Origin of the sequence: Aquabacterium sp. NJ1, from assembly GCF_000768065.1 — a bacterium.
Lineage (GTDB): Bacteria > Pseudomonadota > Gammaproteobacteria > Burkholderiales > Burkholderiaceae_C > Aquabacterium.
This window is the reverse complement of sequence record NZ_JRKM01000001.1, coordinates 2,753,417-2,775,593: the sequence shown is the minus strand read 5'-3', so window position 1 is coordinate 2,775,593 and position 22,177 is coordinate 2,753,417. Positions and strand designations below refer to the sequence as shown.

General features: G+C 61.3%; 16 protein-coding genes. 8 read left to right on the top strand and 8 right to left on the bottom strand.

Annotated elements, in window-relative coordinates; genetic code table 11:
- The first annotated feature begins 31 nt into the window (after positions 1-31).
- Complete coding sequence (locus tag JY96_RS11850) at positions 32-2,056, top strand: neutral/alkaline ceramidase (protein WP_035037665.1); 2,025 nt, start codon at positions 32-34, stop codon at positions 2,054-2,056.
- Between the two features lie 27 nt (positions 2,057-2,083).
- On the opposite strand, the gene JY96_RS11845 is transcribed toward JY96_RS11850, so the two are convergent.
- Positions 2,084-2,998 carry an MBL fold metallo-hydrolase gene (locus JY96_RS11845; protein WP_035037662.1) on the bottom strand — a complete coding sequence of 305 codons (915 nt, stop codon included), beginning with the start codon at positions 2,996-2,998 and terminating at the stop codon, positions 2,084-2,086.
- Positions 2,999-3,096: 98 nt separating this feature from the next.
- The gene (locus JY96_RS11840) at positions 3,097-3,405 is read right to left on the bottom strand and encodes a hypothetical protein (protein ID WP_035037661.1); all 309 of its coding nucleotides are present in this window, start codon (positions 3,403-3,405) and stop codon (positions 3,097-3,099) included.
- A gap of 263 nt (positions 3,406-3,668) precedes the next feature.
- On the opposite strand from JY96_RS11840, the gene JY96_RS11835 reads away from it, so the two are divergent.
- The 6 genes from JY96_RS11835 to JY96_RS11810 all read left to right on the top strand — a co-directional run bounded on the left by JY96_RS11835 (position 3,669) and on the right by JY96_RS11810 (position 13,647).
- Positions 3,669-7,019: a type VI secretion system Vgr family protein gene (locus JY96_RS11835; protein ID WP_052162442.1), complete on the top strand. Its 3,351-nt coding sequence runs from the start codon at positions 3,669-3,671 to the stop codon at positions 7,017-7,019.
- A gap of 18 nt (positions 7,020-7,037) precedes the next feature.
- Positions 7,038-9,098 carry a phosphatidylserine/phosphatidylglycerophosphate/cardiolipin synthase family protein gene (locus JY96_RS11830; protein ID WP_081961211.1) on the top strand — a complete coding sequence of 687 codons (2,061 nt, stop codon included), beginning with the start codon at positions 7,038-7,040 and terminating at the stop codon, positions 9,096-9,098.
- A 138-nt stretch (positions 9,099-9,236) separates the two neighbouring features.
- Entirely contained in the window at positions 9,237-10,220 is a 984-nt protein-coding gene (locus tag JY96_RS11825; protein WP_052162440.1) for a sel1 repeat family protein, read from the top strand.
- A 54-nt stretch (positions 10,221-10,274) separates the two neighbouring features.
- Positions 10,275-11,312 carry a sel1 repeat family protein gene (locus JY96_RS11820; RefSeq protein WP_161784313.1) on the top strand — a complete coding sequence of 346 codons (1,038 nt, stop codon included), beginning with the start codon at positions 10,275-10,277 and terminating at the stop codon, positions 11,310-11,312.
- A gap of 105 nt (positions 11,313-11,417) precedes the next feature.
- Positions 11,418-12,401, top strand: coding sequence for a sel1 repeat family protein (locus JY96_RS11815; protein ID WP_161784312.1), 984 nt, complete (start codon positions 11,418-11,420; stop codon positions 12,399-12,401).
- Between the two features lie 166 nt (positions 12,402-12,567).
- A complete protein-coding gene (locus JY96_RS11810; protein WP_035037658.1) occupies positions 12,568-13,647 on the top strand; it encodes a sel1 repeat family protein in 1,080 nt (359 codons plus the stop codon).
- A gap of 166 nt (positions 13,648-13,813) precedes the next feature.
- On the opposite strand, the gene JY96_RS11805 is transcribed toward JY96_RS11810, so the two are convergent.
- Together JY96_RS11805 and JY96_RS11800 are read right to left on the bottom strand one after the other, a co-directional pair.
- Positions 13,814-14,008, bottom strand: coding sequence for an oxidoreductase-like domain-containing protein (locus tag JY96_RS11805; protein WP_035042463.1), 195 nt, complete (start codon positions 14,006-14,008; stop codon positions 13,814-13,816).
- Between the two features lie 147 nt (positions 14,009-14,155).
- Positions 14,156-15,205, bottom strand: coding sequence for a DMT family transporter (locus tag JY96_RS11800; protein WP_035037655.1), 1,050 nt, complete (start codon positions 15,203-15,205; stop codon positions 14,156-14,158).
- A gap of 126 nt (positions 15,206-15,331) precedes the next feature.
- On the opposite strand from JY96_RS11800, the gene JY96_RS11795 reads away from it, so the two are divergent.
- Positions 15,332-15,565 (top strand): hypothetical protein, encoded by a 234-nt coding sequence (locus JY96_RS11795; RefSeq protein WP_035037653.1) that lies wholly within the window; start codon positions 15,332-15,334, stop codon positions 15,563-15,565.
- 64 nt (positions 15,566-15,629) lie between these two features.
- Here the strand turns inward: JY96_RS11795 and JY96_RS11790 are convergent, their stop codons facing one another.
- The 4 genes from JY96_RS11790 to JY96_RS11775 form a co-directional block, all read right to left on the bottom strand.
- The gene (locus JY96_RS11790; protein ID WP_035037650.1) at positions 15,630-17,219 is read right to left on the bottom strand and encodes a hypothetical protein; all 1,590 of its coding nucleotides are present in this window, start codon (positions 17,217-17,219) and stop codon (positions 15,630-15,632) included.
- A gap of 313 nt (positions 17,220-17,532) precedes the next feature.
- The gene (locus JY96_RS11785; protein WP_052162437.1) at positions 17,533-18,777 is read right to left on the bottom strand and encodes a hypothetical protein; all 1,245 of its coding nucleotides are present in this window, start codon (positions 18,775-18,777) and stop codon (positions 17,533-17,535) included.
- 121 nt (positions 18,778-18,898) lie between these two features.
- Positions 18,899-20,686, bottom strand: coding sequence for an ATP-binding protein (locus JY96_RS11780; protein WP_035037647.1), 1,788 nt, complete (start codon positions 20,684-20,686; stop codon positions 18,899-18,901).
- A gap of 9 nt (positions 20,687-20,695) precedes the next feature.
- A complete protein-coding gene (locus tag JY96_RS11775; RefSeq protein WP_035037644.1) occupies positions 20,696-21,778 on the bottom strand; it encodes an SIR2 family protein in 1,083 nt (360 codons plus the stop codon).
- Positions 21,779-22,177 lie beyond the last annotated feature (399 nt).

The following is a 22,177-nucleotide window of genomic DNA, read 5'->3' as shown; positions in this document are numbered from 1 at the left end:
ACGCCCACGTCGTCACCAGAAAGGAGCCCCCATGCGCCCGCTGCATCGCCTCTCCAAGCTCGCTCTGGCCCTGGCCATGGGCGCCCTCGCTCATGCCGGCACGGCGCGGGCCGCCACGCCGCCTTACCAAGTGGGCGTCGGCATGAGCGACATCACCGGCGAGGCCGCCGAGGTCGGCATGATGGGCTACGCCGAGCTCACGCAGAAAACATCGGGCATCCACCAGCGATTGCGCGCACGCGCCTTCATCGTGCAGGATGCCGCCACCCAAAAATCCGCTGTCATCGTCATCGCCGACACGGGCCTGGTCACCCAAGCCATCCACCAGGCCGTGCTCAAGCGCCTGGCCGCCAAGTACGGCGCGCTGTACAACGAGCAGAACGTGCTCATCAGCGCCACGCACACGCACGCCGGGCCCGGTGGTTACTCGCACTACGCGCTCTACAACATCACCATCCTGGGCTTCCAGCAAAAGACCTTCAACGCCATCGTGGACGGCATCGTCGAGGCCATCGACAAAGCCCACCTGAGCAAGGCCCCGGGCGACATCCTGCTCAACCAGGGCGAGCTCACCAACGCCAGCCGCAACCGCTCGGCACCAGCCTTCCGCCTCAACCCCGCCAGCGACCGCGCCGCCTTCCCGCTGGAGATCGACCCGCTCATGAGCGTGCTGACCTTCCGCCAAAGCGGCAGGCCGGTGGGCGCGCTCAGCCTGTTCCCCACCCATGGCACGAGCATGACCAACAGCAACACGCTGATCAGCGGGGACAACAAGGGCTACGCCGCCTACCACTGGGAGCATGACCAGGCCGGCGTGCGCTACCGCAGCGACAAGGCGCCCTTCGTGGCCGCATTCGGGCAGACCAACCCCGGCGACATGTCGCCCAACCTGAACCTTAAGCCTGGCAGCGGCCCCACCGACGACGAGTTCGAGAACACCCGCATCATCGGCCAGCGTCAGGCCGACAAGGCCTTGCAGCTGTCAGCGCAATCGAGCACCACCTTGCAAGGCGCGGTGGACTACCGCATGCGCTACGTGAACATGAGCCAGGTGGCCGTCTCCGGCGCGTACACACCCGATGGCCAGCCGCACAGCACCTGCCCGGCGGCCCTGGGCACCAGCTTCGCCGCCGGCAGTGAAGAAGACGGCCCCGGCCCGGGCATCGCCAAGGAGGGTCAGTCCAACCCCTTCCTCGCGGCGATTGGCGGCCTGGTGTTCTGGCCCTCCGAAACGCTCAAGCAATGTCAGGGTGTCAAGGAAGTCGTGATCCCCGTGGGTGACATGAAGCCCTACCCCTGGGCGCCCGAAGTGCTGCCGCTGCAACTGGTCCGCCTGGGTTCGCTCTACCTGGCCACGCTGCCGGGCGAGCCCACCATCATGTCGGGCTACCGCATCCGCCGGCAACTGGCCCGCACGCTGGGCGTCGACATCAGGCAGGTGCTGGTGGTGGGCTACACCAATGCCTACACCGAGTACATCACCACGCCCGAGGAATACAGCATCCAGGACTACGAAGGTGGCAGCACCCTGTTTGGGCCCTACACGCAGCCGGCCTACCAGCAGGAGCTCAACAAGCTGGCGTACGACATGGCCAACAACCAGCCGACCATCAACACCCTGCAACCGCGCGACCTGAGCAACAGCCAGCTCAACTTCCAGACCGGCGTGGTGATGGACCTGCCCGCCTTGGGCAAACGCTTCGGCCAGGTGCTGACGGACGTGGCCAGCAGCTACGCGCCGGGCGACACGGTGAGCGTGCGCTTCCAGACCGGGCACCCCAAGAACAACCTGCACCGCAACGGCACCTTCCTCGAAGTGCAGCGCCTGGTGGGCAGCAGCTGGCAAGCGGTGGCCGATGATGGCGACTGGGCGACACGCTACCGTTGGGTGCGCACCTTCGGTGCCGAATCCGCCGCCGACATCAGCTGGACGATCCCAGCTGGCACGCCGCCCGGCAGCTACCGCATCGTCCACTATGGCGACGCCAAGAACCTGATCGGCACCATCACGCCGTTCACCGGCACCTCCAGCGTGTTCCAGGTGCGCGCCAACTGAGTCAGGCGCAACGGCACCGAACCAGGCTCAGCGTGGGGCGATCAGGGTGTCGCCTTCACGCGTGGCCGCACCGGCCCTGACCAATTGCTCGGCCATGAATGCCGCCATCACCTCGGGCTCATGCGGGTAATGCGCCTGCATGGCCACGTTGCCTTGCACGCTCGTGCGCACCATGTCGGCGAGCTCGGGCAAGGTCAAGCGCCTGGCCTCCAGCAGCTTGAAGGCCAGCAGCACCTTCAGCGCGTTGTCCGAGTTGCGGCGCGGCTCCTCCATCAGCCAATCGATGCGTGAATGCGCGGCCATCAAAGCCGCATCCACCGCCTCACCACTGAAAGGCGCCCCATGCCCGGGGATCACCCAACGCGGCTGCAATTGCCCGATCAAATCCAGCGTCGCCTTCTGCTCGGCAAAACCGGGGATGCCGGCCAGCTCCGGGAAGATCACGCCAAAGCCCTTTTGCCACAAGGCATCGGCTGACAAGAGGATGCCCAGGCGCTCACACCACAACATCACCATGGCGTGGTCGTGCCCCGCAGCAGGCAGCACACGCCAATCCTCGCCACCCAGCCGCAAGGTGTCGTTCGGGTGGATCAGGGCGTCATAGCGGAAGGGCGGGCACAACTGGCTGGTGCGGCGGTAACTCAGGCGGTCTTCGTCCCACACGTCCACCAACTCGGCCTCGCCGGGCGGGATCCACACCTCGCAGCCATGCAAGGCCTTCAAGCCGGCATTGCCACCGGCGTGATCGGAATGGATGTGGGTGTTGACGATGCGGCGCAGTGGCCGGCCCTCACGGGCCTCGTCGATCAGGCGGATGGTGTCATCCAGGTGCGTGACATAACCGGTGTCCACCACCGTGGCGCCATCGTCGTCCAGGAACACGATGTTGTTGGACGATAGCCAGCCGCGCTCCAGCACGCGGATCTGCTCAGGCAATGTCATGCAGGCTCACCCCGCACCTCGACAGCGGTGCGCGGGGCGATCATAGGGCAGCCGGGGCAGCCCTGCCGGTCAGCGGGACAAGCAGAGCAGGCGCAGGTTCAGGCCAGGTGCTTGGCGCGGCCGCCGCGCACCTTGGCAGCGCTCATGCGGGGCACGGGGGCATGCGGCTCGGCATGCAGCTTTTCCCAGTAGGCCACGGCCTTGGCCACCCACTCGCGGTAATCCGGGTCTTCCGGCGCGTAATAGGGGATGCCGCGGGCGGTAAACGCCTCCAGTTCATCGGCCACCGGGTTGGCGCGGGCTTCTTCCAGCTCCAGCTCCAGGGCGTGCATGGCATGGACGCGCTCGATGGCATGAGGGGCCATCAATTGTTCGCGCAGGGCTTGGGCGGTGGTTTTTTGACCCATGGTCAGACTCTCCGGTGGATGAGGCGGCTAGATCGTCTTTCGTTTTCGGCCGACTGGTCGAGAGCTTGATCCCCCTGACGCGCTTTGAAGGGTGAAACAAAGGGCGGAGCGTGCGCCAGTTCACGAACGGTTACGGCGTGCCCCAGATTGGTTACAGCAGGTTGCACATACACCCCAAGGGGGTGGCCCGCCCGCCGTCGGTTCAACGGGAGAATTCCCCCTCGATCCGATCAAACACGACATCACAAATCAGGGAACCCGCAATGGGGCTGGATTCTTCATTTCTGAAGGGTGGGCTGGATGCCGCCCTTTCGGCCACCAGGTCGGCCGTTGACTCGACCCTGGGCGGCCTCCTCGCCCAATGGGGCAGCGACACCCGCCTCTACACCCTGAGCGCGCCCAGCAGCGAGCGCAGCCTGCCGGCCGACCTGATGGTCGAGAGCTTCGTCATGCACGAGGCCGTGTCCGAACCGTTTTCGCTGTACGTCAACGCCCTGGTGCTCCACGCCCAGGTCGAGCTCAAGCAGCTCTACGCCCGCCCCATCACCCTGGAAACCACCCTGGCCGATGGCGGCAAGGCCCGCCGCAGCGGCTACGTCGTGGAAGCCAGCGCCCTGGAAGCCGATGGCGGCTTCGCCCGCAAAGGCCTGCTGATCCAGCCCTGGATGGCGCTGCTGGGCCACACGCTCAACAGCCGCGTCTGGCAAGAAAAGTCGGTCATCGAGATCGTCGAAGACGTGTTCGCCGACCACAGCAGCATCGCCGCCTGGAAGTGGGACGACGACGTCGCCACCTACGTGGCCGAAGGCCTGTTCGCCCGCAACGGCGGCCAGCGCGCCTACTGCGTGCAATACCGCGAAACCGACCTGGCCTTCGTGCAGCGCCTGCTGGCCGAAGAAGGCATCTGCTGGCGCGTCGAGGAAGACGAATCCGCCCCGGGCGGCCACACCGTGGTCTTCTTCGTCAGCAGCGCGCAGCAACCGCAAGACGCCATCAGCGCCAGCAGCCTGGGGGGCGCCGGCATCCGCTTCCACGGCAGCAGCAGCCAGGAAGTGCAAGACAGCATCCAGGCCCTGGGCAGCGTGCGCCAGATCGGCCCCACCGGCACCGTGCTGCAAGGCTGGGACTACAAGGCCCACGCCGCCATCACCGCCGAGGTGCCCACCGCGCACGAATGGGGTGGCGACGAGGCCACCAGCCTGCAAAGCTGGCTCACCAGCTACGACCCAACGGGTGATTTCGTTTTTGGCAACCAGGCCGAAGCGCAGTTCGCCGCCACCCGCCTGCAGGAAGCCCACGAGGCCCGCTACAAGACCTGGCTGGGCCGCGGCACCGTGCGCACCCTGCGCGCCGGCACCTGGTTCGCCGTCACCCAGTCCACGCTGGACCCGCTCTCCGCCTTTGGCCTGGCCGACGAGGACAAACAGTTCTTCGTCACCGGCTGCGACGTCATCGGCATCAACAACCTGCCCAAGGAACTGAGCGACAAGATCGCCAAGACCCTGGGCGCCGCCGACCTGCCCGCACTCGCCGCCACCGGCCCGGACACCTTCGCCGTGGACAGCACCGCCCTGTACCAGCGCGCCGCCCAGACCGGCTACGCCTGCCAGTTCCAGGCCCTGCGCCGCAACGTGCCCTGGCGCGCCGTGCTGATGGACGACACCGGCCTGCGCCCCCGCCCGCGCCCCACCGCGCTGGGCCCGCAAACCGCCATCGTCGTTGGCCCCGATGGCAACGTGAACGCCAGCGGCGCCGACGAGCTCTACACCGACCAGCTTGGCCGCATCAAGGTCCAGTTCCACTGGCAGGCCAACGCCTTCGCCCCTCAGCGCGCCAACAGCGACCACAGCTGCTGGCTGCGCGTCATGCAACGCCTGACCGGCCCTGGCATGGGCCACCAGTTCATCCCCCGCATCGGGCAGGAGGTGCTGGTTGGCTTCCTGGGCAACGACATCGACCGCCCCTTCGTCATGGCCAGCCTGTACAACGGCCGTGGCGAATCGGGCGTGCCCCGCACCCCGGGCGGCCAGCCCGCCGAAGCCGACACCGCCGCCCTGGCCGAATCCACCGACCACAGCCCCAGCAGCCAGATGAACCTCGTGGGCTCAGGCAGCGGCGGCAACAGCCCCGCCTGGCACGGCGCCGCACCGGGGGCCGCCACCGAAGACTCAGAAGGCCAGGCCAACGCCGCGGCGCTCAGCGGCGTCAAGAGCAAGGAATTCGGCGGCAGCGGCTACAACCAGCTCGTGTTCGACGACACCCCCGGCCAGCTGCGCGCCCAGCTGCACAGCACCCAAAGCCAGACCTGGCTGCAAATGGGCCACCTGCTGCACCAGGCCGATAACCACCGTGGCTCTTTCCGCGGCCTGGGCTTCGAGCTGCGCACCGACGCCTGGGGCGGCCTGCGCGCCGCACGCGGCGTGATGCTCAGCACCTTCGGCCTGGGCAATGGCTTGGGCCAGACCGGCACACCAGCCGGCGACAACGCCCCCGGCATGGCGCTCGCCAAACAAGCCCAACAACTGGCCAGCACCTTCCACCAGGCCGCCAGCACCCACCAGACCGTGGGCCTGGCCACCACAGCCGGCAGCGTGGGCGGCAACAAGAGCAACCTGGACGACCGGGCCGCCCCCGCCGCTGCGCTGACCAAGAGCCTCAGCGGCATGGTCAGCACCAGCAGCCTGCCCAACGCCCAGGCAGACGCGGCAGCCAAAGCCACCGGCACCGGCCAGAGCAAGGTGCCGCACATGGCGGATCCCAATATCGCCTTGGTCGGTAAAGCCGGCATTGGCCTGACTGCGGGCCAAGACCTGCACCTGAGTGCGCAAGACACCACCCAGATCGCCAGCGGGCAAGACACGCACTTTGCGGTGGGTGGGCAGGCACGCGTGCACACGGGGCAGGCTATTGGTGTGCTGGCAGGAGCGATTCAGCCAGGCGCGGAAGCCGCAGGCAAGGGCCTGACGATGATCGCGGCGCAAGGGCCGATCGAGATGCAGGCTCAGGCGGGCCCGGCGCAGATTGCAGCCAAGCAGGAGCTGCAGTTGAAGACGGCCAGTGGGGTGGTCAACATCGCGGCGGCCAAGAAGGTGACGCTGGCTGTGAGCGGTGGGGCGAGCATCACGATTGAGGGTGGCAGCTTTACTGCCCAGTGTCCCGGGAAGATCACGGTGCAGGCAGGGCAGAAGTCGATGGTGGGGCCTCAGATCCTGAATCAGGATATGCCCGGCTTCCCTACCAGTACGTTGACAACACCTTTGACGTTGACGTTTGACAGTGCTCCCTTCGGTCAGATGTCCGGATGGGCAGGCATGCCATACAAAGTGTTCGCCAACGGCGCAATGATCAAGCAAGACGTACTTGATGCATCAGGCTCTATCGAACTGAAGCACGCTCCCGCCATTGAACGATACAAGGTCGTTTTGGCCAACGGAATGACATACGACATCCCCGTTGTTGAACGATATCGAAATACTGCGGAAGGGCCCCTGGCCGCCATGGGCGTCTTCAAGGGCGAAGACAAACAAAGCAGTAGCGCCTCGCGCTCCGAATACCAGAGTGCTTTAAACGCACTCGTCAATAGCTCGCCAAGCGAACAGTCAGCCCAGAGCTGAACGCGACAGGACGATGTGATGCAAGATACCCAACCCAAACCCGCCACAGTTGCTGTAGAGCGCTCAAGCAACATGGCCGTTCAGATGACGCCCCGATGGTTCGTCTCAGATGTAGAGTACTCACGCAAACCTGCAACGTTCGGGCTCCTTATTAACGGTGAAGAAGCCTTTCGCGAAATACACAAGGCCATCGCGGCAGCAACCAAAAGCGTTTGCATTATCTGCTGGGGTTTTCAGCCCAGTATGTTTTTCATACGTGATGAAAAGCACCCCTGTATTGGCAAATTGCTTGAGCAAAAGGCCCGCGAAGGCAAGAAAATCCGGGTGCTGAGCTGGTCCCAAGAAATTGATCTGGGGTACAGCAATGGCATCACCAAAGAGCAAGTGGCCACCATTGGTGTGACTGGCTTCAATGGTGAACCCAACACGCCTGGCCGGCGAGACCTGGCCATCAAGGATCGTCTGGCCGGCACATCCGACTGGCAGCATGACTACAGCAAGCATTGGTTCGCGGTCTACGACGCCCATACAGATCACGAAGTCGTCCGCGCAATGCGTCAGAAATACCGCGCCCTCAACGACGACCGGTCCATGGACAATCTCGTGTTCCGCAGCCGAGGGTTCAGCGCACCAGACCGAGCGTCCATCTCGACAGACAGGTTCATGGACAAAGGCATTTCCGCCCAGACGCGCGGCATGCTGGCCAGCTTCACAACGCATCACCAGAAAATGGTGCTCGTTGACCATGAATCTGCAGATCTGGCTGTTGGTTTTGTCATGGGACACAACATGCTGGACTGGTATTGGGACACCAACGAGCACAGCGTCAAAGGCCGCCCTCATGCGCCCAACAAGGGCGCCAACGCCCAGTTTCCACGCCAAGATTTTTCATCCAGGGTGACGGGCCCCATTCTTGCCGACCTTTACGATAACTTTCAGGCGGCATGGAACAAGGCGATCACGGATGCGCCCGGTCACGCCAAACCTGATCCGCTGCCGACGACGACTTCGGTCAAGTACCAGCAAAAACCCAAGGGTGCTGATGTTCCGCTGACGGCGCAAATCCTGAGAACCCAGCATCAAGGTGGCGCCGACGGTAAGCCGGTCAAGCACATCGCCAAGATGTATTTGCAGGCCGTGAGCAACGCGACGCAGCTCATCTATATCGAAAACCAATACTTTCGTTGGCCCGTCCTGGCAGACCAGATCAAGCAACATGCCAAAGCGATGGCTGAGCATGGCAGGCGCCCAGAGAAGCATGGCAGCCTGTACCTCTTCGTCATCACCAACACCTCTGATGAGGGCATGGGGGACGGTGCCAACAACACCCAACGCATGCTGGAAGGCCTCGGGCGCGGGGCCGACATTCCAGCCGCAACGCGCGATGCGCGCATTGATCGAGGTGAGTTACCCAAATCGCAAGCCGCCGAATACAAGAAGCGACAGGCTGACGTGGATGCCGCACAAGCAGAGATCAACAAACTGCACCGAGAACGGAATGCCATCGACAACGACGTGCGAATCATCGACGGCACGCCAGGTTCAGCTGATTACATCACCCAGCGCTACGAAAGCGTCAACACCCGCCTGAGCGCCGCAGAGCAACGTAAGGCGCAGGCTCAAAAAGACCTCGACGACTGGACCGTTCAAACCATTTCGGCCTCGGAAATGGCCACCCCCGGCCTCAAGACGCTGGTCTGCCGTATCGTGTCTCCGGATACCGCGCCAGGGCAATCATGGGTGGAAACCTATGTCCATGCCAAGCTCATGATCATTGACGATACCTTCATGACGCTAGGCAGCGCCAACATCAACACGCGCAGCATGGAAACCGACAGCGAACTCAACATCATCCATGACCGGCCCGAGGTATCGAAACCGGCGCGGCAAACGTTGTGGGATTTGCATACAAAAAACTTTGGTGGACAGCGGATAGCAGATTTGCCTTTAAAAGATGCTTACGATGCTTGGGAAACTATTGTCCAAGAGAACATAAATCGGCGAAAGAACGCCCGCGCACCTGTCGCTCCATTAGACGCCTTTTTACGTTTGGACCCTAGTCGCAAAGACTGGGACTAGTACCGCTGCGTCATGCTTTCATCTCCTAAATCGCACATTAATAAGGCGCTGAGAACTGGCGCAATCGCTCTGAGCTTGACGGGCTTTGGCGCAGCTGGTCTAGGTATACAACGCCATTTCTTCCCCAAGGACACCCGTATGACTGTCTCCGCCACGCCAGACATGGCAGGACTGAGGCCCGACATGGCCTTTACCTGCACACATGAGGCTGAACACATTCCAATGCGTGATACCGAGGCCGAGCAGCTTTACCAGCACGCGCGATGGCTGCGCCGCAACAACCTGCTCAAGGACGACATTACTGCTTATCCTCCGATTGAGCGCCTCGTGCGTATTGCCTCAGCCTACGGTCACGACAAAGCCAACTTGGCATTGCGCGGCATGCTCAAAAAGGGGCAAGCCCAAAGCCCGAACCCCATCAAGGAAAGTGTCGATCTGGTCGAAGACCTCATCTGCCGTGGCATCCCCGGTGGCTACTACGATATGGGCAACTACCTCATGCAGGGCTATGGCGTAGTCAGCGATCTGGAACTCGCCAAACGCTATTACCGCAAAGCTGCCGATCTAGGTAGTCCGGATGCACAATACCTCATTGGTGACAAGCTAACTGATGCCCGAAGTCATTCCCCCGATATCGTTGATATCGGCTTGCAGATGTACCGTTGCGCAGCCGAGCAGGGGCATGCTGAGGCTGCCTTGAATCTTGGAATCTACATCTACGAGAAGAACCCACAAGAAGCCATGCAGGCATACCGGCTTGGCATCAAAGCGGGTAATGCTCAGTCCGCAAGCCGAATGGCCAAAGGGTTCTCGATCACAGATCCGAACGTTGGGTTGTATCTCGGACAGGCACACGCAGATCTGGAGCGTAGTCGACGCTATAAATTGATTTTCGATTTTTTGGCCGATTACGACTACCTCGACCCCAAGGTGCCTGAGATCGACGAGATCGTGCCTTTGCCTCCAGCCAAACTGCCCCCCTGGGACGGCAAGTTCAAATGGTTAGAAGAGTTCAACTCCAACGTGCCTCCGCCTTTGCCTTCCGAAAAGCGCATTGCGGAAATGGCCCGCGCCAAAGGACTGGATCCCAAGACCGGCCGGCCGCTGAACACTGGCAAGTGATTCGCCGCATTCATGCGCCGGTGTTCCGTTTCTTCTCTTGTGCTTGCAGTCGCTGTGACAAGCGCCCTGTTGGTGCTCGCTGGATGTCACGCCAAGGACACCCGCATCACCGTCTCCGCCACGCCAGACATGGCCGGACTGAGGCCCGACATGGCCTTTACTTGCACACAAGAGGCAGAGCACATTCCCCCACATGACGCCGAGGCAGAGCAGCTTTACCAGCACGCACGCTGGCTGCGCCGCAATAATTTACTCAAGGACGATCCATCCGTATACCCAACCATCGAGCGCCTGATACGCATTGCCACCGCTTATGGTCACGAGAAAGCAAACCTGGCCTTGCGCGGCATGCTCACCAAGGGTCAAGCTCAAAGTGCCAATCCCATCAAAGAATGCGTTGATCTGGTCGAAGACCTCATTCGCCGAGGCATCCCAGGGGGGTACTACGACATGGGCAACTACCTCATGCAAGGCTATGGCGTAGTCGGCGATCTGGACCTGGCCAAACGCTACTACCGCAAAGCCGCTGACCTGGGCAGCCCCGATGCTCAGTACCTGATTGGATCGAAGCTTGTTGACGCTCGCAGTCACACTCCTGACGTAGTGAACATCGGCTTGCAAATGCATCGCTGCGCAGCAGAACAAGGGAACACCAAAGCTGCAAATTACATGGGTGTCCACTATGGTTCAACCGCACAATATGTGGACGCCTTTAAATACTTTCAGCTAGGTGTCAAAGCTGGGGATGCTCTATCAGCCAGTTGGTTAGAAATCGGCTCAAAGGATTCCAATCCCAAAAGCCAAAGTTTCCTGGGTCAAACCACATCCGATTCCGAGCGTGCGCGCCGCTACAAAGTCATTGGCGACTTTCTATCCGACTACGACTACCTCGATCCCAAGGTGCCAGAGATCGACGAGATCGTGCCTTTGCCTCCAGCCAAACTGCCCCCCTGGGACGGCAAGTTCAAATGGTTAGAAGAGTTCAACTCCAACGTGCCTCCGCCTTTGCCTTCCGAAAAGCGCATTGCGGAAATGGCCCGCGCCAAAGGACTGGATCCCAAGACCGGCCGGCCGCTGAACACTGGCAAGTGATTCGCCGCATTCATGCGCCGGTGTTCCGTTTCTTCTCTTGTGCTTGCAGTCGCTGTGACAAGCGCCCTGTTGGTGCTCGCTGGATGTCACGCCAAGGACACCCGCATGACCGTCTCCGCCACGCCAGACATGGCCGGACTGAGGCCAGACATGGCCTTCACTTGCACGCATGAAGCTGAGCACATTCCCCCACGTAATCCCGAGGCTGAGCAGCTTTATCAACACGCTCGCTGGCTGCGCCGCAATAACCTGCTCAAGGACGATGCAGCGGCTTACCCCGCCATTGAGCGCTTGGTGCGCATCGCTACAGCTTACGGCCACGACAAAGCCAACCTGGCCTTGCGCGGCATGCTCAAAAAGGGGCAAGCCCAAAGCCCGAACCCCATCAAGGAAAGTGTCGATCTGGTCGAAGACCTCATCTGCCGTGGCATCCCCGGTGGCTACTACGATATGGGCAACTACCTCATGCAGGGCTATGGCGTAGTCAGCGATCTGGATCTCGCCAAGCGCTATTACCGCAAGGCTGCTGATATGGGTAGTCCCGATGCTCAATATCTGATTGGCGACAAGCTCACCGACGCTCGCAGCCATGCCCCCGATATCGTTGAGATCGGCTTGCAGATGTACCGCTGTGCCGCAGAGCAGGGGCATGCTGAGGCGGCACTGAACCTGGGGGTCTACGTTTACGAAAAGAAGCCACTGGAAGCCCTTCAGGCATACCAGTTTGGAGTTAAGGCGGGAAATGCTCAGTCCGCAAGTCGGTTGGAGTTGGGTTTCAAAATTTCCAACTCAAATGAACTAGGCTATTTGGGCCACACTCAGGCCGATCCTGAGCGGTCACGTCGATATAAAGTCATTGGCGACTTTCTATCCGACTACGACTACCTCGATCCCAAGGTGCCAGAAATCGACGAGATCGTTCCCCTGCCACCAGCGAAGCTCCCTCCCTGGGACGGCAAGATCAAATGGCTAGAAGAGTTCAATGCCAATGTCCCACCACCCTTGCCTACCGAGAATCGCATCGCTGAAATGGCCCGCGCCAAAGGACTGGATCCCAAGACCGGCCGGCCGCTGACTGCTGGCAAGTGATTCAACGCGTTCATGCGCACGCGCCCTGTCTAGTCATGGTGGGGCGCCTGATGGTGCTCAACGGATGCATCGCAAAGACATCCACCTAACATCCATAACAGGTATGGGCAACACTCATTTTCGTCCTTCAACGCCGCACTGCGGCAGGTTCGGAGACGCCGCTAACATGCTGCAACGGACCATCATGTCCTTGCTCCTGTCACTCTCTGTTCTGGCGTCTCACGCTGTCGCGGCAGAGCGCCCTGTGAACCTGGCACCATGGAATTTCAAGTGCACGCATGAGAGCGTCCACATCCATCAACCTAGCGCGGAAGTGGACCAGGTATTCCAATACGGTCGCTATCGCCAATTGAACAGCGACCGATCCTCCTACAACCAGGACAAAGCTCAGGTTCAAGCGTTCACCGAGATCGCAAGATACCTCCGGCTAGCGGCAGCACATGACCATCCTCAGGCGGGTTGGCTACTGAATGATTTGCTGTACCAGCAAATCGATACGGACTACGACAATACGGCCACGCCATCCAGGATGAGTCGCGAAGCCGAGGTGGACCAGATCATCCAGAGGCTTGTTGCGGACAGCAACCCCTATGGGTACTTGCTGATCGCGGGCCATGCCCGTCAAGCTTGGGACATGCAAAAAGCATTGGACAACTATCGCAAAGCCGCTGAATTGGGAAGCCCGCAGGCGCAATACAACATCGCTGATTGGTTGGATGGGCGTTCCATCATGTCCCATGTCGTCAACGTTTCGTCGCCCGAGACCAAGGGCTTGGCAATAGCCCTGTATCAATGTGCGGCGGAACAAGGCCATGGGGAATCCAGTTATGAGCTTGGTAACAAACTCCTGCGTCAAAACAAGATAAAGGAGGCCCTTCCCATGCTCCAAAAGGCGGCAATGCACGGCAGTGCCAGCGCCGCGTCCACATTGATGGACATCTTTTCCGGGCAGCGCTATACGATCAGGCAGTTCTTGAAGAAACCCTCGAAGAACGACCCCGAGCGCGTTCAGCGCTATGAGCAAATCCGCGTGTTTCTGATCGAGAAGCAAAAGGAAGACATTGTGCTGAAGGATATCGATCAGATCGTGCCCTTGCCTCCAGCATCCCTGCCCCCATGGAACGGGTCCTTCGCATGGAGCAAAGTGCATCAGGCTGCCCCCACCAAGCCATCAGAGGCCCTGATGACGCGACTCAGTAGGGAAAAGGGGCTCGACGCTCGCACCGGCCTGCCCGTGAACAAATAGGCCGCCCCGTTGAGGCTACAGAACGCGTGGCTAAACGCGCAGCCAAAGCAAATTCGGTGTGCGCGCCAATGAAGCGACTCCTGTTGAACCGAACTCTTTGCGCATCCCGTGCGCACCGGACGCCGCTCATGCGGGCTCGCCGCAACAGTAAGCGCGGTCAGACCACTCAGCCCTCCTGATCTGCCGCGCCGCCCTGCCTCGCCTCCCACGCCCTCAACGCCTGCCGATACTCATCCATCGCCATGTCATGGCGATCAAAGATGCAGGGGTCGCAGCCGTTGCCGCAGCATTCGTCGATGTCTGGCGGCTCGGGTGGCTGGGGCTTGGGGTCGTCTGAAGGGGGAATAGCCAGGGAGGTCATGGCGCTATTTTCTCGCACTCGGCCCATCACCATCATGGCGAGTCACCCACCTGGAGAACACATCCGCGACATCTGCCCCGCAAAATGCAGCCGCCCGTGGAAACTCGTTGGCGCATCAAGCCGCTCTGTCTCTTCATGACGGACTCGTCAATGCCTGTGCGCATGGTGGACATCAGGGGTGTGCGGGTGAGCGTGCCGCACGGGCTCGTGCCGGTGGACATGGCTGTGCGGCCCGACCGGCATGGGGTGATGGACGTGATCGTGATGCCCGTCGTCATGGGCATGCGCGTGCTCGTGCTCCAGCGCTTCATGTTGATGTTCGTGCGCGTGTGATTCGGCCAGATGCAGGACCACGCCCAGCAGCATCAACATGCCGCCCAGCGCCACGCCCCAGCTCATGGCGCGCTCCCCCAGTACAACAGCCAGGATGGCCCCGATGAATGGCGCGAATGCAAAGACAGAGCCCGTGCGAGCTGCCCCGAACGTCCGCTGCGCCAGCAGATACAGCCTCAGGCTCAAGCCATAACCTGAGGCACCCACCAGCAGCAAGCCCACCGCAGCCTGCCAGCCTGGCAAAGGCTCATGCACCACCACCGCGATCGCTGCAGTGAGCACCGCGCCCAAGGTGGACTTGAGCAGCACGACCTGACCCGGGTCGCGCTCGGCCACACCCCGTGACAGGGTGTTGTCCACACCCCAAGCCATCGTCGCAAGCAGGACGACCATCGCCCCCAGCAGCTCGCTCTGGCCGCTGCCGCCACGGTCCAGGATCAGCGCCACGCCACCCGCCAACAACAGCCCCATGGCAGACCAGACGCGCGTGCCCATCACCTCGCCATACAGCCATCTGGCCAACAGCGCCGTGAAGACCGCCTCCAGCGTCAGCATGAGCGATGCACTGGCGCCGCTGGTGTGCTGCAGCCCCCAGGCCAGAGCCACCGGGCCGACGCCTGCCCCAAAGAATGCCATCCAGCCCAAGCGCGGCAGATCATGCCGGCTGACGGCTGCTTCGCGCTGAGGCGGTTGCCGCAACAGCGCCCCGATCAACGCCGCGCCGATGTACAGCAAGGCCGCGGTGGCAAATGCCCCAGCGCCTTTGCCAATGCGCTGGACCAAGGGGGTGCTGATGCCAAACAGCGTCGCGGCCAGAACGGCCAGCAAGCCACCTCGCAATGCGGGAACGTTGAATGTGCGCATGCTCGTATTGTTCTACGTCTGCTGACCGCACAGAAGCCCTGCGCCTTGATCGGCCGAGGCGGCCATGCCAGGTAACCCGCTCCAATCACCAACGGGGACGAACCTCTGACGAGATGACACCTGCTCTTGTACGCCGCCTTTCTGATGTGGGCCATCGTGGTGGGGCACCTGGCTGTGGGCATCGGGGCGGCCATCGGTGTGGGTTCACTGCTTGCCGCAACGCAAGGTGGCCCGATCACGGACACGGGGTTCGTGACCCTGGTCGAACGCATCTTTGGCATCTGGGCTTATGTTTCTGCCTGGATGCTTTGGCGTGGGCATATTGGGGGTGAGTTTGGTCAGGAGGGCAAGGGCGCTTGACGCGGCGCCCTGGCCTCAAGACACGATCAGGCGCTTGGGCAGAGCCCTTTGCGCCGAATCGTGATCAGCGCAGCGTCGCGCCGTTGATGCGGAAACCGCTGGTGCTGGTGCTAACCCACGAAGCCATCCAGCTGCCATCCGATGCCGCGTTGAGCCGCAGATCGGAACGGATGTAGCTTCGCCCGATGAAGGTCAGGTGGGTGAAGTTCAGCCCGGCTTGCAAGACTTGGTCGCTCCACTGCATGCCATCCTTGCTCGTCCAGAATCTGACAGATTCGGCTCCGTCCTTTGCTTCGATGGACAGCACACCCAAATTGCCTGCTTTGTCGAAAGCGGCTTTGACTGCTTCGGTGCTCGCACCCATGCTGGTCAGTTGGCTGACAGTCCCCCACTTTGTGCCATCCCACTGCACGGCGAACAAGGTGTACGTCATGGCTTCCGGGTGATAAGCAGGATCACCTTGCTCGGAGCTGAACACAATCGCCATACGCCCATTTGGGCCGAGGACCGCCTGGGGTGAAAACGGCCAGGCCACCCGGTTGTAGATATGGTCCGCAGCCATGCCCAGAGGTGTCCACTGACCTTGTGCAGACCGGGCCGCCGCATACAGTTGATGGTCGTTTGTGTCTGACCATACCAGCAAGGCACGCCCGCTGTCGTCGGTGGACGCGCCCAGGGCGTTCCCGACAGCCGACGTGTTCGGGCCGAGCAAATTGAGACAGGGCCGTTCGGCCGGGGCTTTCAGGTTCGCATCGACCTCTACAGCCTGCACGCATCCTGTGCCTGTTGAGCTGGATGTGGTCGAAGACGCAAAAAGGATGTGGCTACCGGGCAGGGGCAGGGCAAACCGGCCAGCGGTGACGTTGGTGCCGCCTTCGAAATTCGCGTCGGACAGTATTCGTGGACCGATGCCGGTTGCTGCATCCAGTCGGCGCAGACCGTACTCTTGTAGCCACCCTTGTCCATCAGCATCCACGAGCAATCGATCACTGGTGCTGTTGATGGCAATGGGCGGGTCAGCCACCCAGTTCGGGCCTTCAAAATGCCCCCCAAGATGCCATCCGGTCGAGGTGTGGTCATCAGGATCTGCCCAATAAATGCGCGCATGCCCATCAGCTGACACGGTTGGCCAAAGATCGAACACCATGAACAAGTCGTGTGCGATCTCCACGGCCCCACTGTCGACGCCAGGCCCCACGAGGCGCGCATAGATCGAATTAGATGTGGAACCGAACGCATACGGATTCCAGACCAGCAGGGTCCAGGCGCCGGCTCGCACCACTTGCCTCTGCGCCTGTTGCAAGGACATGGGCAGGCCGGACATGAGCGTCTTGACGGGCTGCCACCCGTTGGTGGACGAGGGTTCGACCACATTGAGTTCCATCTGGCCGCCAGACGGTTTGACCCAGTAAATGGCAGAGCCCGCCCCACCTGTGAGGAAGGTTGACGGGTAAGGCAGATCAACCGTCGAGACATCGGTGTCGACTGTGTTCACCACCCATTGGTGCGAGCCATCAAATGCCGAAGCCTGGGCGTTGGATGGCAAGGCCTGCGTGTCCGGGTTGGATGTGGAACCGCCTCCGCCACACGCCTGCAAGGTGCACACCATCGCGGCAAGAAAAAGCCTCCGCATCGGCCACTTGGTCGCCATCATTTCGCCCCCTTGATTGACTTTGTCGTCGAGTTTGTTTGAATCAGCGCCGCATTTTGACGCGGTAACCAGATGATGGTGGGACCTCAAGTGAGGGGGCGCCGATGTTCGTCGCATCGGCGATGGACGCTGGCTTGGGTTGAAGGTGCCAACTGATGTTGGCTGGTGTCGGCCCGGAGCGCGCCCTCTTTTGTCCGGGGAGATGTCCGATACAGGCTGATTGCTGCCGGCAAGTATTAGTCATCGAACGGCAGCTGACGCCAGAACCAGCCATTCGCCAATGCCATACGCCCGGCCGTGCGACGTCACCGTTCCGCTATGTCGGCACGTGAAAAACGAGCACGGTTAGGACCAACTCGCGGCTCTTGTCGCCGCTGCTGTGTAGAACGTACCGGAAGCCGCTCTCGTGCGGCCACGTCACGACACGCTTGAGGTTGCCGTGTGCCTTGGCAGCAGCGTCGATGCCGCTAAGAACCGTTGAGGTCTCGGTGCCACGATTGAAAACAAGAATAGCTGTCTTGCTGTCGCGCCATGTGGTGTAGCCGAGTAGCTGGTCGATGGCCTCGCCGAAGGCCTTCGGCCCCCTCCAAAATTTGCACTCGGCGATGAAGGCGTTGCGGTCGCCCTCGCGCAGGAGAATGTCGGTTTTGCCCGCCATGTTGAAGGTCTCGCCCGTCGCCTTGCCCTCGAACTGGCCGTTGAGCTGCACGAGGAAGTGCTGGCGCAGAGCTTCCTCGTTCATCGCCTTGAAGGCATCGGGGCTGCGCTCCATGACCAGCGCCATGTCTTGCACCACTTTCAGGATGTGCTCGTACAGCTCCATGGTGAGCGCCGGTTCGGGCTTGAATTGCGCCGTCGTCACCAGTGGCAAGGTCGGAACCGCCTTGCGCTTCACCGTAGGGAGCGCGTAGGTCGTCGGTGCGTCGGCGCGCCGCCGGATTGGGATGCCGAGGGCCTCCGCGCGCTTTGACTGTGCCAGCAGGCGCTCGCGCCGCTGGTGGATCGCTTGCTCCGCAGCCTGCGGCAGACTCTGGTTGTGCGCGTCGATCATCGGGCGCTGCCATCCCAGATGCTGCTCGATCTCCTGAAGGGTCTGGTCGACCAGCACGCGGATGTCTCGGGGCTGGTCGGCGGGGGAATCGTAGCGCAGGACGATCTCGTTCTTCTCTATGACGGCGCGAGGCGGGTTGAGCGAAAAGGTGTTGGCCTTCGCGTAGAACAGCTCGCTCTCGCCCTCGAAGGGGATGCGAACTTCGACACGCTCGCCCGCCACCATGACCGGGCAGCTCCGGTCATCAATCCATCGCATGGGGTCGTGCCGTACATCGACCGGCGCATCCTGATAATCGGCATACCACTGGTCGCGCAGCAGGGTTATCGGCGTGATGCCGTGCCTCTCAACCAGGTAACGCTTCAGGTCTTCAGGCGGGGTACCGAGCAACCGGTTCTCGTCCAAACCCTCGACCTCCTGCAGCATCTTCTGCATGGTCGCCCGTATGGAGTAGTCGAGATCGTGGGTGACGAACAAAAGTCCCTTGCTCTTGTCGACGGTGCCGAACATGTTCTTCTCACGTTCTCTAATCAGATGATCTAGGTTGTGTTGTGAGTTCAGCGCGGCACGCCGTCATCATTGGTCGGCAGCAGGCGCCTGACTTGCAGGACGATGAGGCCCTTGTGGACCGTCAAGCAGTTCGCGATTGCCTACGCATGTTTTCGACAGCGGCTACCAAGTCCACTTCTTTCTTCGGCTTCGCCCATCGCGACCAAAAGGCGATCGTCGCGCTGCGAGGCTCGTGGACTGGCTTGTTCATCCGGATTCGCGTTGGTAGGAGCGTCGCGTCACCGACCACGACCGCCTCGCCCACATCCAACGTCGGCAACACCTCCATCAGCCCCTCCAAGCTCTCCGGTAGAAGCTGCTTCACCACGCCCTGGTCAGTCTTGTTCGACAAGCGCAGGCTGATGATGTTGCTGCACTGGCTGAGGATGGTTGTGCTCACGTCCGAGGGACGCTGACTCACCACCAGCAAGCCGACACCGTACTTGCGACCTTCCTTAGCGATGCGCTCAAAATTCTCCAGCGCCCGCCTCTCGAGCGGCCCGGTGGATGCGGCCGAGCTTGGCAGGTAGAGGTGCGCTTCATCGCAGACGATGACCACCGGATGTCGCTCATCCCCGGCTAGCCCCGGGTCGCTCCAAAACTGAATTTGATACACGAGGCGGGCCACCAGACCAACGACCACAGGAAGAATGTCTGACGGGACCTCCGAGAAGTCGATGATCTTGATGCCCGGGTTGACACCATCCTTGGCATTGCCGGTCCCCAGTAACTTCTTCGCTAGGGCATGCAGTGCGTCGTAGGTTTCGTACTCCGCCGGAGCCTGGTACATGAACGCGTACCGCCTGTCGTTCATCTTCGTCTTCAGTCGGATGAGGAACCGCGACAGCTTGCCATTGAGGGGCCCCTTTTCGGTCTTCGGCTGGCCCTTCTTGGCACCGCTAACATACTCCTCGCCCGTAGGAATCACTTCCTCGTTCTTCGAGTCGAGAGACTGCACCAGTTCGGACAGACGGTAGGGAACGGGCGTGTCGACCGTGAAGCCATCCAGCAGGTCCACCCTTTTCAGCGTCTCGATAGCGCCGCGCTTCATCTCAATTACCGAATCCATCAACGCGAGCGCCTGGTTGGGTGCGTTGTCGCCGGAGCGATCCACGAAAACGGACTGCATCTCGTCGTACGTGAGCAACCAGAACGGCAAGAAGATGGCCCCCTCGCGCGCGTCCTTGAGATCGCCGATGCCAGCAATCCTGTAGTGCGAGGCGAACTTCATGCTTGAGTACTCGCCGTGCAGATCCAGAACAATCATGTTCGTGTGAGGCAGTTGAGCCGACTGCTCTAGGATTGATGCCACCGTGAACGACTTGCCAGAGCCGGTGCTGCCCAGCAACGCCGCGTGGCGTTGGAAGAGCTTGTCGCCGTCGATGTAGGCGGTGGCTTTGCCATCAAGGGTGTACGTGCCAACCTTCAGCGGAGCAGCAGCCTCGGCCTTCGACGAGGCGCTAAGGATGCCCATGAAGTCTTCGAGAGACTTCTCCTCGATTGGGAAGACCGGGCGATTGATCTCAGGCAACGCGAAGACTGCGCGCGAGAAAGTGTCCCGTCTCTGCCCGTCACGAGCACGATAGGTGCCGACGAGGCTGATAGCCACGCCGTTCTCCTCCTGCTGGATGACCGCCTGGTCCTCAGGCATCTCAGCCTCGGCAAGAGTCGGCAGCTCAACAGGATGCCGCCAGACCCGCTCGATGATGCCGATGAGCCATTCATCGCCCATGGATTGAATAGCCACGAGACGCCCAACGCGTGCCTTCTGAAGGCGCTGGCCATCAGTCACTCGAACCGTGATGCGTGCAGTCTCGACGCTGCGAACCTCGCCGATGCCTTGCTCTTCTGTGAACGAGAAAATGCTCATGGTGTTGTGTCACTCCAAGAATGTCTTCAGAAAGTCGTCGAGCTGCCACAGCGGTGAGGCGCCACGCATGGTCGTCCCGCGCCAGTGAATCTCGGCGCCGGAGCCATCGCTGAAGACGCCAATGACATGTGGGTAGGTTTTCAGCACCTCTTCGATGCTGGGAGTCTTGCCACGGGTCAATAGAATCATTGGCATACCGGCATTCAGCCGACCACGGATAACTCCCTGCAGGTGGTCGTCGTTGAAGCCAAAGCCCAGGCAGAGCAACGCCGAGGCGTTGGTGATGACACCGTTCATTTCTGTCCGCATCGAGTCGAACAGGACGTTCACCAGCGCGTCCTGATACTTCGACGGTCCCGGAACCACAATTGCACGCGCAGCATCTGAATCTGCGTTCAGCACCTCGACAGGCCCGTGCTCGGTGGCCAACCAGCTGATAGAGCCGTGCGGCTTGTGCAAGCGGACAGTCTTGCAAGGCCTGTGGTCGATCTGCATGCCGCCCCGCTTCTCAGGCGCCCAGCTCCGGCTGTACTGCGTTTGGAAGAGTGATCCAGCCCTCGGCTTGCGTCGACGATGCCCAACGAAACCCGTATCCAGGGGGAGCTCAGCGAGATCGCAGAATAGTTCGATGAGGGTGTCGTAGTTGGTTGTGATGACGGGAAGGCACTCAGAGTTCTGCGGCGCACCCGAAAAGAGCATCTTCAACAACCGAACTGGTGCGAGCTCGGCCGGATTCAGTGCCAGGATCTCGCGCTCAGCCTTCTCGGTGGCCGCAAGAATGAGCTTGGCCGTCTCGTCCCGTATGGCCGCAACAATCTCTTCGCGCCCAGCCACTCCTTGAGGGATCGTGTTCAGCCCAGCCTCGAGGTTGTCGTGCACCGCCGGCAGTGCCTTGGCCCAAAGAGCCTGCGCCTCCGCTGATACCAAGCCAGGACCAACCTTGGCCTCCAGGTGGGCGCCTAGTGCCCACATACCGGGCAGACCGTATCCACAAGAAAATCCGGATCCCACAAGAAGCGCCGGCGTCTGACGAAAGATGTGCTGGACTTCCTTGAAAAGGTCGTCCGGAAGGGCTGCTACCGGAGCCGTCACGGCAGGCTCCCCGAGCGCATGGAATTGCTACCACAACGCAAACAGTAGTGACGGCCTAACGGCATGACCTAACCTCCCTTTGCGGCGACACACGCCGCCCTTATTGCGGAAGGTTACACCACCCCAGCATAGAGGTCAGGGCTCTTAGGAACTTCTACACCAAGTCCCAGCTATCGCAAAGACGATAGCCGGCGCAAGAATAGCTGGGCATCTTGGCCGTAGTCGAGCTATTGGCGGCGATCGACTGCTCAGAGTTGATCTCGGGACCTCGAATTCTCCCCTTGGATGTCATGAGCGAATGGTCGCACTAGCCACCAGACTGGTCGAGCGGAGCCTGACCAGGCCAGCGCCTGGATGACCAAAATACGCTCAGGACCGGTCGTACCACAAACAACACCG

Coding starts and splice junctions, on each gene's coding strand:
- JY96_RS11835 (WP_052162442.1), top strand. CDS start 3,669: ATGGGGCTGGATTCTTCATTTCTGAAGGGTGGGCTGGATGCCGCCCTT.
- JY96_RS11850 (WP_035037665.1), top strand. CDS start 32: ATGCGCCCGCTGCATCGCCTCTCCAAGCTCGCTCTGGCCCTGGCCATG.
- JY96_RS11845 (WP_035037662.1), bottom strand. CDS start 2,998: ATGACATTGCCTGAGCAGATCCGCGTGCTGGAGCGCGGCTGGCTATCG.
- JY96_RS11830 (WP_081961211.1), top strand. CDS start 7,038: ATGCAAGATACCCAACCCAAACCCGCCACAGTTGCTGTAGAGCGCTCA.
- JY96_RS11840 (WP_035037661.1), bottom strand. CDS start 3,405: ATGGGTCAAAAAACCACCGCCCAAGCCCTGCGCGAACAATTGATGGCC.
- JY96_RS11780 (WP_035037647.1), bottom strand. CDS start 20,686: ATGAGCATTTTCTCGTTCACAGAAGAGCAAGGCATCGGCGAGGTTCGC.
- JY96_RS11805 (WP_035042463.1), bottom strand. CDS start 14,008: ATGACCTCCCTGGCTATTCCCCCTTCAGACGACCCCAAGCCCCAGCCA.
- JY96_RS11825 (WP_052162440.1), top strand. CDS start 9,237: ATGACTGTCTCCGCCACGCCAGACATGGCAGGACTGAGGCCCGACATG.
- JY96_RS11785 (WP_052162437.1), bottom strand. CDS start 18,777: ATGTTCGGCACCGTCGACAAGAGCAAGGGACTTTTGTTCGTCACCCAC.
- JY96_RS11800 (WP_035037655.1), bottom strand. CDS start 15,205: ATGCGCACATTCAACGTTCCCGCATTGCGAGGTGGCTTGCTGGCCGTT.
- JY96_RS11815 (WP_161784312.1), top strand. CDS start 11,418: ATGACCGTCTCCGCCACGCCAGACATGGCCGGACTGAGGCCAGACATG.
- JY96_RS11810 (WP_035037658.1), top strand. CDS start 12,568: ATGCTGCAACGGACCATCATGTCCTTGCTCCTGTCACTCTCTGTTCTG.
- JY96_RS11790 (WP_035037650.1), bottom strand. CDS start 17,219: ATGATGGCGACCAAGTGGCCGATGCGGAGGCTTTTTCTTGCCGCGATG.